Annotated in this window: 13 protein-coding genes; 2 read left to right on the top strand and 11 right to left on the bottom strand. The window is 31.4% G+C overall.

Annotated features, from left to right (window positions below; genetic code table 11):
* Window positions 1-48 precede the first annotated feature (48 nt).
* From ileS to FGQ49_RS01250, 4 genes are all read right to left on the bottom strand, one after another.
* The gene (gene ileS, locus FGQ49_RS01265) at window positions 49-3,147 is read right to left on the bottom strand and encodes an isoleucine--tRNA ligase (RefSeq protein ID WP_138268111.1); all 3,099 of its coding nucleotides are present in this window, start codon (window positions 3,145-3,147) and stop codon (window positions 49-51) included.
* A gap of 116 nt (window positions 3,148-3,263) precedes the next feature.
* Window positions 3,264-3,908: an HAD hydrolase-like protein gene (locus FGQ49_RS01260; protein ID WP_171020550.1), complete on the bottom strand. Its 645-nt coding sequence runs from the start codon at window positions 3,906-3,908 to the stop codon at window positions 3,264-3,266.
* A gap of 98 nt (window positions 3,909-4,006) precedes the next feature.
* Entirely contained in the window at window positions 4,007-4,561 is a 555-nt protein-coding gene (locus FGQ49_RS01255; RefSeq protein WP_138268109.1) for a Fe-S-containing hydro-lyase, read from the bottom strand.
* Between the two features lies 1 nt (window position 4,562).
* Window positions 4,563-5,405 (bottom strand): fumarate hydratase, encoded by an 843-nt coding sequence (locus FGQ49_RS01250; RefSeq protein ID WP_138268108.1) that lies wholly within the window; start codon window positions 5,403-5,405, stop codon window positions 4,563-4,565.
* 173 nt (window positions 5,406-5,578) lie between these two features.
* Here FGQ49_RS01250 and FGQ49_RS01245 point away from each other — a divergent pair, with 173 nt between their 5' ends.
* Both FGQ49_RS01245 and FGQ49_RS01240 read left to right on the top strand, forming a co-directional pair.
* The gene (locus FGQ49_RS01245) at window positions 5,579-6,283 is read left to right on the top strand and encodes an ABC transporter ATP-binding protein (RefSeq protein ID WP_138268107.1); all 705 of its coding nucleotides are present in this window, start codon (window positions 5,579-5,581) and stop codon (window positions 6,281-6,283) included.
* Window positions 6,284-6,316: 33 nt separating this feature from the next.
* A complete protein-coding gene (locus FGQ49_RS01240; protein ID WP_138268106.1) occupies window positions 6,317-9,427 on the top strand; it encodes an ABC transporter permease in 3,111 nt (1,036 codons plus the stop codon).
* A 103-nt stretch (window positions 9,428-9,530) separates the two neighbouring features.
* Here FGQ49_RS01240 and FGQ49_RS01235 read toward each other — a convergent pair whose 3' ends face one another.
* The 7 genes from FGQ49_RS01235 to FGQ49_RS01205 form a co-directional block, all read right to left on the bottom strand.
* Window positions 9,531-9,977, bottom strand: a complete 447-nt coding sequence (locus tag FGQ49_RS01235; protein ID WP_138268147.1) for a GNAT family N-acetyltransferase — start codon at window positions 9,975-9,977, stop codon at window positions 9,531-9,533.
* A 64-nt stretch (window positions 9,978-10,041) separates the two neighbouring features.
* Window positions 10,042-10,455 (bottom strand): DUF3788 domain-containing protein, encoded by a 414-nt coding sequence (locus FGQ49_RS01230; RefSeq protein WP_138268105.1) that lies wholly within the window; start codon window positions 10,453-10,455, stop codon window positions 10,042-10,044.
* 66 nt (window positions 10,456-10,521) lie between these two features.
* Window positions 10,522-11,661 carry a molecular chaperone DnaJ gene (gene dnaJ, locus FGQ49_RS01225; RefSeq protein WP_138268104.1) on the bottom strand — a complete coding sequence of 380 codons (1,140 nt, stop codon included), beginning with the start codon at window positions 11,659-11,661 and terminating at the stop codon, window positions 10,522-10,524.
* Between the two features lie 73 nt (window positions 11,662-11,734).
* Window positions 11,735-13,582: a molecular chaperone DnaK gene (dnaK, locus tag FGQ49_RS01220; protein WP_138268103.1), complete on the bottom strand. Its 1,848-nt coding sequence runs from the start codon at window positions 13,580-13,582 to the stop codon at window positions 11,735-11,737.
* Window positions 13,583-13,607: 25 nt separating this feature from the next.
* On the bottom strand, window positions 13,608-14,231 hold the full coding sequence (gene grpE / locus FGQ49_RS01215; RefSeq protein ID WP_138268102.1) for a nucleotide exchange factor GrpE: 624 nt from the start codon (window positions 14,229-14,231) through the stop codon (window positions 13,608-13,610).
* 9 nt (window positions 14,232-14,240) lie between these two features.
* Window positions 14,241-15,281 carry a heat-inducible transcriptional repressor HrcA gene (hrcA, locus tag FGQ49_RS01210; protein WP_138268101.1) on the bottom strand — a complete coding sequence of 347 codons (1,041 nt, stop codon included), beginning with the start codon at window positions 15,279-15,281 and terminating at the stop codon, window positions 14,241-14,243.
* Between the two features lie 196 nt (window positions 15,282-15,477).
* Complete coding sequence (locus FGQ49_RS01205; protein ID WP_138268100.1) at window positions 15,478-16,239, bottom strand: SDR family NAD(P)-dependent oxidoreductase; 762 nt, start codon at window positions 16,237-16,239, stop codon at window positions 15,478-15,480.
* Between the last annotated feature and the right edge of the window lie 18 nt (window positions 16,240-16,257).

Raw genomic sequence — 16,257 nt, 5'->3', positions numbered from 1 at the left:
AATATAATTTTTTTTAATAAAAAAGACTCCATAAGGAGTCTTTTTTTTCTATTTTCTTTCAAGTTTTATTACTGCTTCTTGATCGTTTAATTTAACATTAGCACCGTCATTTTCTGCATAGATAATTTCATCGCAAAGAGTTTCTTTTGTAAGATAAGCTTTGAATTCTTCAATAGAATTTTTGATTACATCGCTACAATCAATTGTTATGTTAATTCTGTCTGTTACTTCATAATCATTATTTTTTCTCATTTGTTGGACTTTTGAAATAACTTCTCTTACATAACCTTCTTTGATTAAATCTTCATCAAGATTTGTATCTAAGATTACGAATAAATTATCTTGTTTTTGAACATTGAAGCCTTCTTTTGCTTCTGTTCTTATTTCAACCCATTCTTTCTTAAGCATTAATGGACCTTCAGGTGTATCAAGTGTTACTTCACCATTTTTATCAAGTTCGTCAATTACTGCTTTTGCATCACAGCTATTTAATGCAGCAACAGCTCTCTTAACATCTTTACCTAAAATCTTACCAGCAACTTTAAAGTCAAGTTTTAAAATAAAGTTCATGTATTCTTCAAGGTTTTCAGGGAATGTAACTTCTTTCACGTTAAGCTCTTCTTTGATTAAATCAACAAGCCCTGCTATAACTTCTTTATCAGCACCATAAACAAGAATGTCTTTTACAGGTTGTCTAACTTTGATATTTGCTTCTTCTCTGGCACTTCTTCCAAGAGAAACAAGAGTTCTGACTAAATCCATTTTAAATTCATTCTTTTCGTCGATTAAATCTTCATTGATGGCAGGATATCTTTCAATATGAACTGATTCTTTACCTGTTAATTTTCTGTAAATTTCTTCAGAAATAAATGGAGCAAATGGAGCAATAAGTTTGCTTAAGCCTGTTAATACTTCGTAAGTTGTATTGTATACGGCTTTTTTGTCATTATCAAGTTCGCTTGCCCAGAATCTTCTTCTACATCTTCTGATATACCAGTTAGATAAATCTTCATTTACAAAATCTTGTATTTTCTTAACTGCTTTTGTATGTTCATTAATTTCCATATCAGCAGTTACGGCTTTAACAAGGTTATTGTATTTAGATAATATCCATAAATCTATTTCATCTCTGTCTTTATATTCAACAAAGAATTCTCTTGGGTCTACATTATCTGTATTTGCATACATTACAAAGAATGTATAAACATTTTTTAATGTATTGAAGAATTTAGAAATTACTTCTTTTAATCCTTCTTCATCAAATTTAGTTGGAGTCCATGCAGGTGATACATATAGTAAATACCATCTAAGTGCATCGGCGCCGTATCTGTCAAATAAATCAAATGGGTCAACTGTGTTTCCTTTTGATTTACTCATTTTTTGACCGTTAGCATCAAGAATTAAGTCATTTACAAGAACACTCTTATAAGGAGCTTTTTTCATTAGGAATGTTGATATTGCAAGAAGTGAATAGAACCATCCTCTTGTTTGGTCAATACCTTCACAAATGAAGTTTGCAGGGAATTGTTCTTCAAACTCTTCTTTATTTTCAAATGGATAATGTTGTTGAGCAAAAGGCATTGAACCTGAGTCAAACCAACAGTCAATAACGTCTGTTACTCTAGTCATTGTCTTACCGCATTTATCACATTTAATATGAACATCGTCAACATATGGTCTATGAAGTTCGATACTTTCATCTATATCTTCAATTGCTTCTTCTACAAGTTGTTTTCTTGAACCTACACTGTGAATATTTCCACATTCACATCTCCAAATATTAAGAGGAGTACCCCAGTATCTACTTCTTGAAATTGCCCAGTCTTTTACATTTTCAATCCAGTTACCAAATCTCTTTTCACCAACAAATTCAGGATACCATTTTACAGTATTATTTGCTGCAACAAGGTCATCTCTAAGTTTTGTCATTTCAATATACCAACTTGGTTTTCCGTAGTATAACAATGGAGTTTTACATCTCCAGCAATGTGGATAGTTATGTTCAATTTTTTGTTTCTTAAATAACATATCATGCTCTTTTAGATATTTAATAATATCTAAATCTGCATCTATAACAAAAGTACCCTTCCATGGAGTTTCAAGGAATTTACCGTCTTCACCAACAGGATTTAATACAGGTAAATTGTATTTTCTTGATACGTTGTAGTCGTCTTCCCCAAAAGCAGGAGCAATATGAACGATTCCTGTACCATCTTCAGTAGAAACGAAATCTCCAAGGATTACATAATGCGCTTTCTTGCCGTTTGGAACTTTTACAAAGTCAAGAAGTTGTTCATATTCGATATATTCAAGGTCCTTACCTTTCATTTCTTCGATTACTTCATACTCGTCACCAAGAACAGTATTAGCAAGTGCTTTTGCAAGAATGAAAGTTACTCCTTTTGATTTTACTTTTACATAATCAATATCAGCACCAACACAAAGGGCAACGTTTGAAGGAAGTGTCCAAGGAGTTGTTGTCCAAACTAAGAAATATTCATCTTTATCTTTTATTTTAAATGCAACATAAACAGAATTTGTTTTAATGTTTTTATATCCTTGAGCTACTTCGTGAGAAGCAAGACCCGTACCACATCTTGGGCAGTAAGGAACGATTTTATGACCTTCATAAATTAGTCCTGCATCAAAGAATTCTTTTAAAATCCACCAAACTGTTTCAATGTAGTTATTATCAAGTGTAATATATGGGTTATCAAGGTCTACAAAATACCCCATTCTCTTTGTCATTTCTCTCCAAAGAGCTTCATAAGTAAATACACTTTCTTTACATTTTTTATTAAATTCTGCAATACCGTATTTTTCGATATCACCTTTTCCGTTCATATTTAAAGTTTTTTCAACTTCAATTTCAACAGGAAGTCCGTGTGTATCCCAACCTGCTTTTCTTTTAACTCTGTAACCTTGCATGTTTCTGAATTTGCACACGCTGTCTTTTAATGTTCTTGCAATAACATGGTGAATTCCAGGTCTACCGTTAGCTGTAGGAGGACCTTCAAAGAATACAAAGTTTTCACAGCCTTCTCTGGTTTCAAGAGACCTTTTAAGAATATCAATATCTTCCCAATAATTTGATATTTCTTTTTCCATGTCTTTAACACTGTTTTTATTCAAATCTTCAAAAACCATATCTTACTCCATTCCTAAATTTATATTAAAAAGCTTGTAATATTGCTATTTTTTGCTTTTCCTTAAAATATAATTTTAATATATTGTAATTATTACTGTCAAGAAAAATAATAAATCTATTTTAAAATAATATCTTTAATCTGAATCGGTGTTTTTACAATATGTATAGGATTACTTTCTTTAATCTCAGACAAATCACCATATCCATACAAAACACCCATAGTAGCAATGCCGTTTTCTTTCCCCCCGATTATATCCGGTTTTTTATCTCCTATCATAATTGCACTGCTTTTGTCTGATACTTCCATTTTATCAATGCACATTCCAACAAAATCGCTTTTGCTTCCTCTTGTCTGATAAAGGTTATTTGCAATAAAATGATCGAAATAATCAAGTATTTCTACATGTTTTGCTTCTATCAATGCGGAATCTTCGGGCTGGCTTGTCGCTACTGATAATTTTATATTATTCGCTTTAAGCATTTCCAAAGTTTCCCTCATTCCATCAAAAAGTTTACATTCATAAACGCCTTTGTCAAACATGTATTCGTTACTTACATCTATGGCTTTTTTTGCTTTTTCTTCGCTTAGCCCATATTTTGTTACAAGAGTTCTTGCAAAGGGAGGTCCTATTAGAGATTTTACTACTTTGTCATCTTCAATGATTCCTGCATATCTTAGCCCCTCTTGAAACATTTTTACCGTCCCCTCAGCAGTATCAATAAGAGTTCCATCTAAATCAAAAACAATATACTTATACATATCCATTCTCCAAAATTTAATTACCTTTCAATTATATAATAAAAACGCCTTAAAATAAAGGGGTAAGAGTATCAGAAGATTAATAAAAAAAGACCTTTTTAGAAAGGTCTTTTATATTTTTCTTTTTCTGTTTTATATAAATTATTTCCTTTTGAATCTATTGCCACAATAACAGGGAAATCCTCTACATATAATTTTCTAACGGCTTCGGATAACAACTCCGGATAAGCTATAAGCTCAGCTTCTTTTATACATTTTTTTATTAAAGCTCCACATCCTCCAACTGCCGCAAGATATAAAGCATTATTATCCTTTAAACTTTTTTCTACTTCGTCGTTTCGCTCGCCTTTTCCTATAATAAGCTTTAATCCTCTTTCAAGTAAAAACGGAGTATATTTATCCATTCTTGCAGATGTTGTAGGTCCGCATGAACCTATTACTTCACCTGGTTTTTCTGGACATGGACCTGCATAATATATACACTCTCCTTTTATATTAAAAGGAAGCTTATCGCCATTTTCCATTGTTTCCACCATTTTTTTATGAGCAGCATCTCTTGCAGTATAAATATATCCCGTTAAATATAATTTATCCCCTGCATTTATATCCATTATTTCATCATCACTAAGTGGTAATTTTACTTTCTTTTCCATATTAAATCTCCGTTTCCTTATGTCTTGATACATGGCAACCTATATTAACACTTACAGGCAGTCCTGCAATATGAGTAGGATAAGTTAGAATATTTACTCCAAGAGCTGTAGTACTTCCCCCAAGTCCTCCCGGACCTATTCCAAGTTTATTGATTTTATCAATAAGCTCTTCTTCCATATTTCTATAAAACTCATCTTCATTTTTGTGATTAATATCAAGAAGTAAAGCTTCTTTTGCCATTAATGCAGCCTTTTCCATTGTCCCTCCTATTCCAACTCCAACAATCATAGGAGGACATGGTTTGCTTCCTGCCTTTTCAACTGTTTGTAATATAAAATCAACAACTCCTTCATATCCATCTGCTGGCTTTAACATCTTTGTATCACCGCAGTTTTCACTGCCAAAACCTTTTGGCATAACTTTTATTTTAACTTTATCACCTTTTACTACGTTATAATATATTATCCCAGGAGTATTATCTTTGGTATTCTCTCTTCTTAAAGGACAACCTACAACACTTTTTCTAAAATATCCTTCATCGTAAGCTTCTCTTATAGCATCGTTTATTTCATCATAAATGTAATTACCCGTAAAGAAAACTTCCTGACCTACCTCCAAAAACACAAGGCACATACCCGTATCTTGACATATAGGGCAGTTTTCTTTCGCTGCAATATCTATATTATCGTTTATAACACTTAAAAGTCCTCTTCCAATCTCTGACTTTTCTTCTTTTTCACTTTCAATCAAAGCATTTTTAATATCATCTCCAAGAAAAACATTTGCTTCAAGGATAAGTTTTTTTACTTCTTCTTTTATAATTTTAGTATCTATTTGTCTCATAATAACCTCTAAAAAATTTATATATTAGAGTATAGCACAGGTATATTTTATTTTCTACTTTTCATCACAAAGTTATTTCAAATATTATTATGTTAAAACATAATAATATAGTATAATAATATAAATGAAAAGGTTTAATTGAAAACAAAGGATAAACGAAAGCGAGAAAAGATATGGCTGATAATATTATTATTCAAAACGTCAGTAAAATTTACGGCAGCAAAGAAAACGAAGTAAAAGCTTTGGATAACGTTAGCTTTGAAATCGAAAAAGGCAAATTTACGATTATAGTAGGACAAAGCGGTGCAGGAAAAACAACACTTCTTAATCTCCTTGGAGGAATGGACACAATCACAAAAGGAAGCATAATCGTAGATGGCAAAGACTTAAGCAAATTAAGCGAAAAAGAACTTACCTCATACAGAAGATACGATGTAGGCTTTGTTTTTCAGTTTTATAACCTTGTTCAAAACCTTACTGCAAAAGAAAATATAGAACTTGCAACTGAAATATCAAAATCAAGCATATCCGCGGTGGATGCTCTAAGAGATGTAGGGCTAAAAAAAAGAGCCGATAATTTCCCGTCTCAATTATCCGGCGGAGAACAACAAAGAGTATCAATAGCAAGAGCTCTTGCAAAAAATCCTAAACTATTATTATGTGATGAACCAACGGGAGCACTTGACTATAAAACAGGAAAATCAATATTAAAACTACTTCAAGACATTTGCTTTATGAACAATATTCCCGTAATAGTGGTAACCCACAACCTTGCATTAACGGAAATGGCAAATAAAATCATAAAGGTAAAAAACGGACAAATTGAAGATATTATAATTAACGAAAATGTTAAAAACGTCGAAGACATAGAATGGTAGAATTTTAAATAACAACATATGAAGGTGCCTTAAATGAAGACATTAATAAAAGACTTATTAAGAGAAATCAGACTTACAAAAAATAGATTTATATCCATTTTATTAATCACTCTTCTTGGAGTGTGCTTTTTTGTCGGGCTAAGAGTAATAGGACCGCAAATGGAGTATACGGCAAATAAATATTTTGAAGACACCAACTTGTACGATATAAGTTTTATGTCCACATATGGTTTTAGTAATAAAGACATAGAAGCGATAAAAAACGATAAAGACACAAAAGATATTTTTGCCACATATTCAACAGATCTTCTTTTAGGTCATAACGACAAAAGCATTGTAGCTAAGGCTTATGGTATGCCAAACAAAGAAGATATTGTAATGATGGATTATGAACTTATAAGCGGAAGTTATCCAAAAGAATCAAATGAATGTGTAATATCAGATAATTATTTAAAAGCAAACAATTTAAAACTCGGAGATACTTTAAAAGTAGAAGATTATGAAAGCGTAAAAATTAAAGAAAAAGAACTAAAAATAGTAGGAACAGCAAGCTGGTCATATTACATTACTGATGATGATTACGGCTCTTCAAAACTTGGAGACGGAACAATAAACACATTCTTAATATTAAGTATGGATACTTTTGGCAGCGATTACTACACTGACTTATACGTAAGTTTAAAATCAACTAAAGATATAAATTGTTTTAGTGAAGAATATGAACAAATCATTACTGATTACAAAGATAAAATAGAAGAAACAACATCTTTAAGAGAAACTCAAAGGTTACAAGAAGAAAAAGACAAAGCATATAAAGAAATAAACGATTCACAAAAAGAGCTGGACGAAAAGAAAAAAGATGCTTACAATGAATTATCCAGTGCCGAAGAGAAACTTAAAAACAGCACTTCTAAACTTTCTAATTCTAAAAATGAACTTGAAAGTCAGAAGTCAACTTTAAAAAACGAAATTGCAAACGCAAAAGCTGAACTAAATAAAAGCGAAAAAGAACTTGAAACTAAAGAAAAACAAATAAATTCCGCAAAAGCAGAATTAAAAACAGCAAAAGAGGAATTAGAAAAACAAGAAGAAGAATTTTATAACTATGTAGCTTCATTAGCAGAAGAGGAAAAAGAAGCCTTAAAAGATATTCTTTCTAAACAAGAACAAGAATTAAAAGATGCAAAAACGGAATTAGAGACAAAAGAAAAAGAATTAAGCATCGCACAAACTCAAATCACAAACGCAAAAAAAGAAATTAAAAGCGGATACAGCGAAATAGAAAAACAAGAAAATACAGCAAACAAAGAATTTGCAAACGCATCTTACCAAATAACATCAGCACAAAAAGAAATTGACAGCGGATACAGCGAATACAACAAAAACAAAGAAAAAGCAGATGAAGAATTTGCAAATGCACAAAAGAAAATAGATGATGCAAAAGCAGAAGTTGAAGATATGGAAGAAGTTAAGTGGTATACACTTGACAGAAACACAAACGAAAGTTATTTCAGCTACGCAGAAAATTCAAAAAAAATAACATCAGTCGCAAAAGTATTTCCTTTAATATTCTTCCTCGTTGCAGCACTTGTATGCTTAACAACCATGACAAGAATGGTTGAAGAAAAAAGAACGGAACTTGGAATATTAAAAGCTTTGGGATTTGGCAAATTTGCCGTAAGCATGAAATTTATTGTTTATGCATTCCTTGCAAGTTTTATCGGCAGCATTATAGGACTTATCATAGGATTTACATTTGTTCCAAACATGATTTATGAAGCATATAGAATTTTATATAAAACACCTGAACTTATCCCTGTAATTTATCCTAACTACATCGTTATTTCTCTTATAGTAGGTGTGATGTGTACGGTTCTCAGTGCTTATGTAGCTTGCAGTTCAGACTTAAGAGAAGTTGCAGCAAGTCTTCTTAGACCAAAAGTAATGAAAAGCGGAAGAAAAGCATTACTTGAAAGAATTCCTTTTATTTGGAACAGATTAAGCTTTAAATGGAAAATAACAATAAGAAATCTTATGAGATATAAGAAAAGACTTATAATGAGCGTTTTAGGGATCGGCGCATGCTGCGGACTTTTAATCGCAGGATTTGGGCTTAGATATTCAGTATCATCAATGATAGATTTACAATATACTCATGTAAGAAATTACAACATGGAAACATCTTTGGATAGCGATGTATCTACAAAAGAAATAAAAGAGATTGAACAGGAATTTAATAGTAACAGCGAAATAAAAGAAAGCAAACTATTCTATCAAGATACCTATGAAGTAGAAGGAGATAAAAAAAGTTATAATTTCTCTTTAATGGTTCCGATAGATACTGATGCAATGAACAACTATATTTACTTAACCGACTACGAAACGGAACAAACCTTAACTCTTCCTGATAATGGCATTATAATAACCAGCAGATTAAGTGAAATAGCAGGAATAAAAAAAGGCGATAAAATTAAAATAAAAGATATGGACGGAAAAGAATATCAAGTTTCTGTAGCAGGGGTAGTAAATAATTATATTTACCACTATGCATTCATCAGTAAAGATTATTATGAACAATTAACAAATGAAGATGTAAATGCAAATCTTATTTTATCAAGACTTACAAATAATGATGAAGAAACTTATGATGAGCTAAGTAAAGAAATTTTGAAAAACAAAAATATATTAAGTGTTGAATTTAATCAAAGAACGGCAGAAGGATTTTCTCAACAGCTCGACAGTTTGGATTTTGTTATTGTTGTAATAATTATCGCAGCAGGGATGTTAGCATTTATAGTAATGTTTAACCTTGATAATATTAATGTAAGTGAGAGATTTAGAGAAATTGCAACCATAAAAGTTTTAGGATTTTATAATAATGAAGTAAACTTATATATTGTAAGAGAAAATATTATACTTAATATAATCGGTATAATAGTAGGATGCTTAATAGGAAAATTCTTCCATCAATACCTTATGAACACAGTTGCTGTTGACTTCGTACAATTTTATAATGATATTTTAATATCAAGTTATATATATGGCGTAGTTCTTACGATTGTATTTGCGGTAATAGTAAATATTTTCTTAAACAGAACACTGAAAAAAATTAACATGGTAGAATCACTAAAAAGCGTAGAATAAAAAAAGAGAAGTTTAAAACTTCTCTTTTTTATTATTAATAAATTAATTTATAAAATGACTAATAATAAAAAACGTTAATAGATTCAATACTTTATTTAAAAATTTATTCAGTCATTTTCATATACAATAATGGATAAGGATTGCCCTGTTCATCTAGCTCCATTCTTTTATAAACTTTAAAGCCCATATACTCATAAAACTTTTTTGCAAGGGGATTTTGTTCATTTACTGTAAGTTCATTTATATTATAATTTTTTATTCCATATTGTAACAACATCTTTCCTATTCCCTGCCCTCTATATTTATCTGAAATAAATAACATTTCAAGAATCTTATCTTTAGTCCCCATAAATCCAGTTATGTTTTTATCTACATTTTTAGCTATCACTAAAACAGGTACTTCTTTTATAGCAAAAGGAACATACTTCTTAATATTATTTATTTCTTCTTTAGATAAAAATAAATGAGTAGCTTTAACCGAACTTTCCCATACATCTAATAAATTCTGTATTAAAATAGAATCTCTGTCTTTTATTTCAATTATTTCCAATTCCACTTTATTTTCACCTCACAAATTTTAATTAAATTCATCTAAAATATATAACTTAAAAATATTATTTTCTATTTGGTTTTCTCTTTATAGTAAGTAACTTAATATAATCATCAAATTGCTCGGTATTTGTTGGCTCAAACATTATCCATTTACCATCACGATATGTTTTCGCTTCATCATAAACTTTTTGAACTTCTTTAGAATAAATGTTTCTCCCTTCTTCAAACTTTGCTCTTTCTTCTTTTCCAAGTATAACCATAAATCCTATACAATTTTCTTTAGCATATAATGCACAAAGTGTTTTACCACCTCTTAGATATTTATATTCATAAGCCCATTTCTTACCGCCGGTATTCCATAACCTATCCATTTCATATCTTTCATCAATTAAATTACACAACTTTTCCCAAACATCATATAAAGATTGTCCTACCAAAACTGTCATATCCTCTTTACTTGGTATTCTATCAAGCATAACTTTATTTCCTCCAAAATTTATATTTATAATATAACATAAAAAAAGACTTCTAAAGAAGTCTTTTTATTTAAAGTTATCTTTTACCTTATCCCAGAAACTTTTATTTTGTTCATTGTTTTTATCACTTGAAAGTTCCCCGAATTCTCTTAACTTAGATTTTTGTTTTTCTGTTAAGTTCTTAGGAACTTCAACTTTTATTTCAACATATTGGTTACCTTTGCCAAAACCGTTGGCATTTTGAATACCTTTATTTTTAAGTTTAAATACTTGACCTGATTGTGTTCCTTCAGGAATTTTTAGTTTAACCTGTCCATCAACAGTAGGCACCATTATATGATCCCCTAAAGCTGCTTGAACAAAAGTTATCGGTATTTTGCAATAAATATCGCTACCGTCTCTTGTAAATATTTGATGAGGTTTTACAGTTATGTAAATATATACATCTCCGTTAGGACCTCCGTTTTTACCGGCTTCACCTTCGCCTCTTAAAGGAAGAACACTTCCTGTATCAACACCTGCCGGAATTCTAATTGAAATAACTCTTTCTTTTCTTACAGTACCGCTGCCGGAACATGTAGGACAAGGTTTAATAATTTTCTTACCTGTACCATTACATTCACTACAAGTTTTTACTGTTTGAACAGTTCCAAACAAGCTTTGTTGAGTTACTCTTACTTGACCTGTTCCATGACAAGTTTCACATGTTTTAATGTCAGCATCATTTACAGCCCCCCTGCCTGCACAGGTTTCACAAGTTTCTGTTCTTTTTAATTTGATTTCTTTTTTACATCCAAAAATTGCATCATTAAAAGATATTGAAAGATTAACTCTTAAATCTCTACCTTTTTGACGAGCATTTTGTCTATTTGCACCTGAAGAAAATCCGCCGCCAAACATTGAACCGAAGATATCACCAAACATATCTTCAAATCCACCAAATCCGGCACCGCCAAAACCGGCTCCACCGCCCATGTTTGGATCAAAAGCAGCATGACCGAATTGATCGTATTTGGCTTTTTTATCAGCATCAGATAAAACTTCATAAGCTTCGTTTATTTCTTTAAACTTTTCTTCTGCTTCTTTATCACCAGGATTTCTGTCAGGATGATATTTCATAGCAAGTTTTCTATATGCTTTCTTTATATCAGCTTCGCTGGCACTTTTATCTACGCCCAAAACCTCGTAATAATCCCTTTTTGCCATTATTATCTACTCCCTTTTAAATTTGAAAAATCACCCCGCAAAGTATCTACTTAGCAGGGTGAAGTTGTTTTAATTATTTATCGTCATCATCTACTACTTCATAATCTGCATCAACAACATTATCATCTTGTTTTCCAGCATCGCTTGTACCTTGAGCATTTGCACCTGCGTTTTGTTGGTTAGCTTGATCAGCATATAATTTTTCTGCTATTGGATATAAAGCTTCACTTAATTTTTCTGTTGCTTTTTTAATTGCTTCTGTATCAGAACCTTCTAATTTTTCTTTTAAGTCTTTAATTGCATCTTCAACAGGAGCTTTTTCTGTATCTGTTACTTTATCGCCAAGATCTTTTAATGTCTTTTCAGCATTGTAAACTGCTGCATCGGCGTTATTTCTTGTATTAATTTCTTCTTCTTTTGCTTTATCTTCGTTAGCATATTGTTCAGCTTCTTTTACAGCTTTATCAATTTCTTCTTTAGACATGTTAGAAGAAGATTGGATTACAACGTTTTGTTCTTTTCCTGTACCTAAATCTTTTGCTGTAACATTAACGATACCATTAGCATCAATATCAAATGTTACTTCGATTTGTGGTACTCCTCTTGGAGCTGCAGGAATTCCTGTAAGTTGGAATCTACCTAATGTTTTATTATCGGCAGCCATTCCTCTCTCCCCTTGAAGAACATGAATATCTACTGCTGTTTGACCATCTGCAGCTGTTGAGAATACTTGGCTTTTCTTTGTTGGAATAGTTGTGTTTCTGTCGATTAATTTAGTGAATACTCCACCAAGAGTTTCAATACCAAGTGATAATGGAGTTACATCAAGAAGTAATACGTCTTGAACATCCCCTGCAAGTACACCACCTTGAATAGCAGCACCAATTGCTACACATTCATCAGGGTTGATACCTTTATCAGCTTCTTTTCCTGTGATTCTCTTAACAGCTTCTTGAACTGCCGGAATTCTTGTTGAACCACCAACAAGTACTACTTTATGAATATCGCTTGCTGATAAACCAGAGTCAGCGATTGCTTTTCTTACTGGTTCCATTGTTGCTTCAACAAGGTCTGCTGTAAGTTCATCAAACTTAGCTCTTGTTAAAGTTACGTCTAAATGTTTAGGACCAGCTGCGTCCATTGTAATGAATGGAATATTGATTTGAGCTGTTGTTTTACTTGAAAGTTCAATCTTAGCTTTTTCAGCACTTTCTTTAAGTCTTTGCATTGCCATTTTATCGCCGCTTAAATCAATACCGTTAGCTTTTTTGAATTCAGAAATTAGATATTCAATGATTTTATTATCAAAGTCATCCCCACCTAAGTGGTTATTACCATTTGTTGCTTTAACTTCAAATACGCCATCAGCAAGTTCCAAGATAGATACATCGAATGTACCACCACCAAGGTCGAAAATCATAACTGTTTGATTTTCTTCTTTATCAAGACCATAAGCAAGAGCTGCTGCTGTTGGTTCGTTGATAATTCTTAAAACTTCAAGACCTGCGATTTTACCAGCGTCTTTTGTTGCTTGTCTTTGAGCATCTGTAAAGTAAGCAGGAACTGTAATAACTGCTTTAGAAACAGTTTGTCCTAAATAACTTTCAGCATCTTTTTTCAATTTTTGTAATACAAAAGCTGAAATTTCTTGTGGTGTATATTTTTTACCATCAATATCAACTTTATAATCGCTTCCCATATGTCTTTTAATTGAAGCAACTGTTTTTTCTGGGTTTGTAACTGCTTGGTTTTTAGCTACTTGACCAATTAATCTTTCTCCGTCATTTGTAAATGCTACTACTGATGGAGTAGTTCTTGCGCCTTCTGCATTAGCTATAACAACAGCTTCCCCACCTTCTAATACTGCTACACATGAATTTGTTGTACCTAAATCGATACCTATAATTTTTTCTTTACTCATTTTAAATCTCTCCTTTTTATAAAATCTATTTTAACTTATTAACTTTGACCATAGCCGGTCTTAAGACTTTTTCTTTATAAACATATCCGTCTTGAAAAACTTCAAGAACAATATTATCTTCTTTATCTTCAACCTTGTCAACTGCTACCGCATTGTGTTTGTTTGGATCAAATGCGGTATCAATAGCTTCGATTGTCTCAATTCCTTCACTTTTTAACAGTTCACTTAATTGAGTGAATATCATGTTAACACCTGCATAAAAACCGCTTTCTTTATCCTCCTCACTTTCAAGAGCTCTTTTGAAGTTGTCAATTATAGGAAATAAGCCTTCTGCGAATTTAGATGTTGAATAAATAATCATTGCCTCTCTGTCTTTTGCAGCTCTTTTCTTATAATTATCAAAATCGGCTAAAATTCTAAGATAGCTCTCATTTAATTTATTATATTTTTCTTCAAAGCTCTCTTCTTTCTTTTCTTCTTTAACTTCTTCTTTTTCCTCTATTGTTTCATTTACTTTTTCTTCTTTTATCTGTTCTTTGTTTTCTTCTTTCTTCACTTCTTTTTCTTCATCTTTCATATTTTTTTGTTTTTCTTTTTCTTCTTTTTCTTTTCTAAGCTCATTTATATCTTTAATATTACCATTATCCATTTAGCTACCTCACTTTTCAAATATTTTTGAAATATGCTTTGTTAGTTCATCACTTAAAACATCAAGTGTTGAAATAGCATAATCGTAATTCATCCTTGTAGGACCAATAACACCAATTGTTCCTATTGTTTTGCCGTTTAATTTATAATCGGCAGTTATAATCGAACAATCACTAAAGTCCTCAACTTTGTTTTCATTACCTATAACTATATGAATATCTTTATCATCATCCACAGCAGATAGTATTGCATTTTCCAATGTATCTTTGCTGTTTACAGAATCAATAAAGTGTTTAGCTTTTTCCAAATCCTCAAATTCCGGATAGTTTAATATTTTGCTTACTCCTTTAGAATAAATCTTTGAAGAATGCGCCTTTTCAACTAAACTTCTAAATACAGGCATTATTTCCGATAAAATTCTGTTTTCATCTTCACTTAAACCGTCAATTGCTTTACCTAGAAGTTCAATTACTTCATTTGCAGGTCTGTTTCTTATTATTGAAATAAGGAAATTATTTATTTTTTCTAGCTGCTCTAAAGTAACGCTGTATTTTAACCTTATCTCTGCATTTTTGATAAGACCTTCTTTTGTTACAACGATAATCATGACTCTTTTTTCTTCAATGTAAACAAGTTTTACGTCTTTTACATTTAAAGATGAAAGTCTTGGAGCCATAACAAGAGAAGTATAATTCGTCATTTTAGTAAGAATATTAAGTGTTTGTTCTATTGTTTTATTAAGTTCAAACATATAATTTTCATACTCAGCTTTAACAACATCTCTTATTTTTTCATCTAAAGCATTTTTCTTCATAAAGTTATCGACATATAATCTATATGCCGTAGTAGAAGGAATTCTACCCGCAGAAGTATGAGGTTTTATTAATAAGCCCATATCTTCCAAATCGGACATTTCATTTCTGATAGTTGCAGAAGATACACCAAGCTTATATTTTTTTTCAAGAGTTCTTGAACCAACAGGTTCTGCTGTTTTAATATAATCATGTATTATTGCATTTAAAATAATAAACTTTCTATCTTCCCAGTTCATTTTCCTTTCTCCTTCTTATTAGCACTCTTTAAACATGAGTGCTAACACTGTCATAAATATACCACCACGACTATACTTTGTCAATAGATTATTTAAATTTATTTTCTATTTTTAATGAAATTTTAATATTACAAAATGATTTATTTAAAACTTATATAATTCATTTATAAAAACAAAAAAACTCCCATAAGGAGTTTTATTTTGCATATGTTCTTGCACCATCCATAAGGATAATTTCGCCGCTTACATAAGTTGCCATATCACTTGATAAGAATGCTGCCATATAAGCTACATCTTCAGGAGTACCAAGTCTTCCAACAGGAACAGTAGCGATTTTTTTCTTTGTCATTTCTTCATCAAACTTATTTAACTGTTCTGTTTTTATAAGAGAAATTGCAAGAGTATTACATCTTATATTTTCACTGCCATATTGAACAGCCATATATCTCGTAAGTCCCATAAGCCCTGCCTTAGCAGAAGAATACTGAGGGCCTCCGCCCATACCTGAATACATTGCAGAAGAACCTATATTTATTATACTTCCTCCACCGGCTTCTCTTAATAAATCCAAACCGCCTGCCATTATAGAATAAAAAGAACCGTATAAGTTTGATTTTAATACACTGTCAAGATATTCAGGGGTAAGCTCATCAATTTCAAATACCTTAGAGCCACCCGCATTATTTATAATAATATCAAGTTTACTAAACTTATTTTTAACATCCGATAGAACTTCTTTCATCTGCTCAAAATTACCAACATCACATTTATAGCATAAAGCTTTTCTTCCCATATCCTCAATTTCTCTTACTACTTCCATTGCTGCTTCATCTCTTGAAAGATAAGTAAAAGCTACATCTGCTCCACAATCTGCTAATGTAAGACAAATAGCTTTTCCAACGCCTCTGCTTCCTCCTGTAATAAAAGCTTTTTTTCCTGTTAAATCAATTTGCAACATATCTTTTCTCCCTTATTT

The sequence above is a fragment of the Anaerofustis stercorihominis genome, from assembly GCF_005844425.1.
GTDB classification, from domain to species: Bacteria; Bacillota; Clostridia; order Eubacteriales; family Anaerofustaceae; genus Anaerofustis; species Anaerofustis butyriciformans.
The sequence above is the reverse complement of the archived record's forward strand: the minus strand, read 5'-3'. Positions and strand labels throughout refer to the sequence as shown.

Coding starts and splice junctions, on each gene's coding strand:
- grpE (WP_138268102.1), bottom strand. CDS start 14,231: ATGGATAATGGTAATATTAAAGATATAAATGAGCTTAGAAAAGAAAAA.
- FGQ49_RS01230 (WP_138268105.1), bottom strand. CDS start 10,455: ATGCTTGATAGAATACCAAGTAAAGAGGATATGACAGTTTTGGTAGGA.
- FGQ49_RS01250 (WP_138268108.1), bottom strand. CDS start 5,405: ATGAGACAAATAGATACTAAAATTATAAAAGAAGAAGTAAAAAAACTT.
- FGQ49_RS01255 (WP_138268109.1), bottom strand. CDS start 4,561: ATGGAAAAGAAAGTAAAATTACCACTTAGTGATGATGAAATAATGGAT.
- FGQ49_RS01260 (WP_171020550.1), bottom strand. CDS start 3,908: ATGTATAAGTATATTGTTTTTGATTTAGATGGAACTCTTATTGATACT.
- FGQ49_RS01205 (WP_138268100.1), bottom strand. CDS start 16,239: ATGTTGCAAATTGATTTAACAGGAAAAAAAGCTTTTATTACAGGAGGA.
- dnaK (WP_138268103.1), bottom strand. CDS start 13,582: ATGAGTAAAGAAAAAATTATAGGTATCGATTTAGGTACAACAAATTCA.
- ileS (WP_138268111.1), bottom strand. CDS start 3,147: ATGGTTTTTGAAGATTTGAATAAAAACAGTGTTAAAGACATGGAAAAA.
- FGQ49_RS01240 (WP_138268106.1), top strand. CDS start 6,317: ATGAAGACATTAATAAAAGACTTATTAAGAGAAATCAGACTTACAAAA.
- dnaJ (WP_138268104.1), bottom strand. CDS start 11,661: ATGGCAAAAAGGGATTATTACGAGGTTTTGGGCGTAGATAAAAGTGCC.
- FGQ49_RS01245 (WP_138268107.1), top strand. CDS start 5,579: ATGGCTGATAATATTATTATTCAAAACGTCAGTAAAATTTACGGCAGC.
- hrcA (WP_138268101.1), bottom strand. CDS start 15,281: ATGAACTGGGAAGATAGAAAGTTTATTATTTTAAATGCAATAATACAT.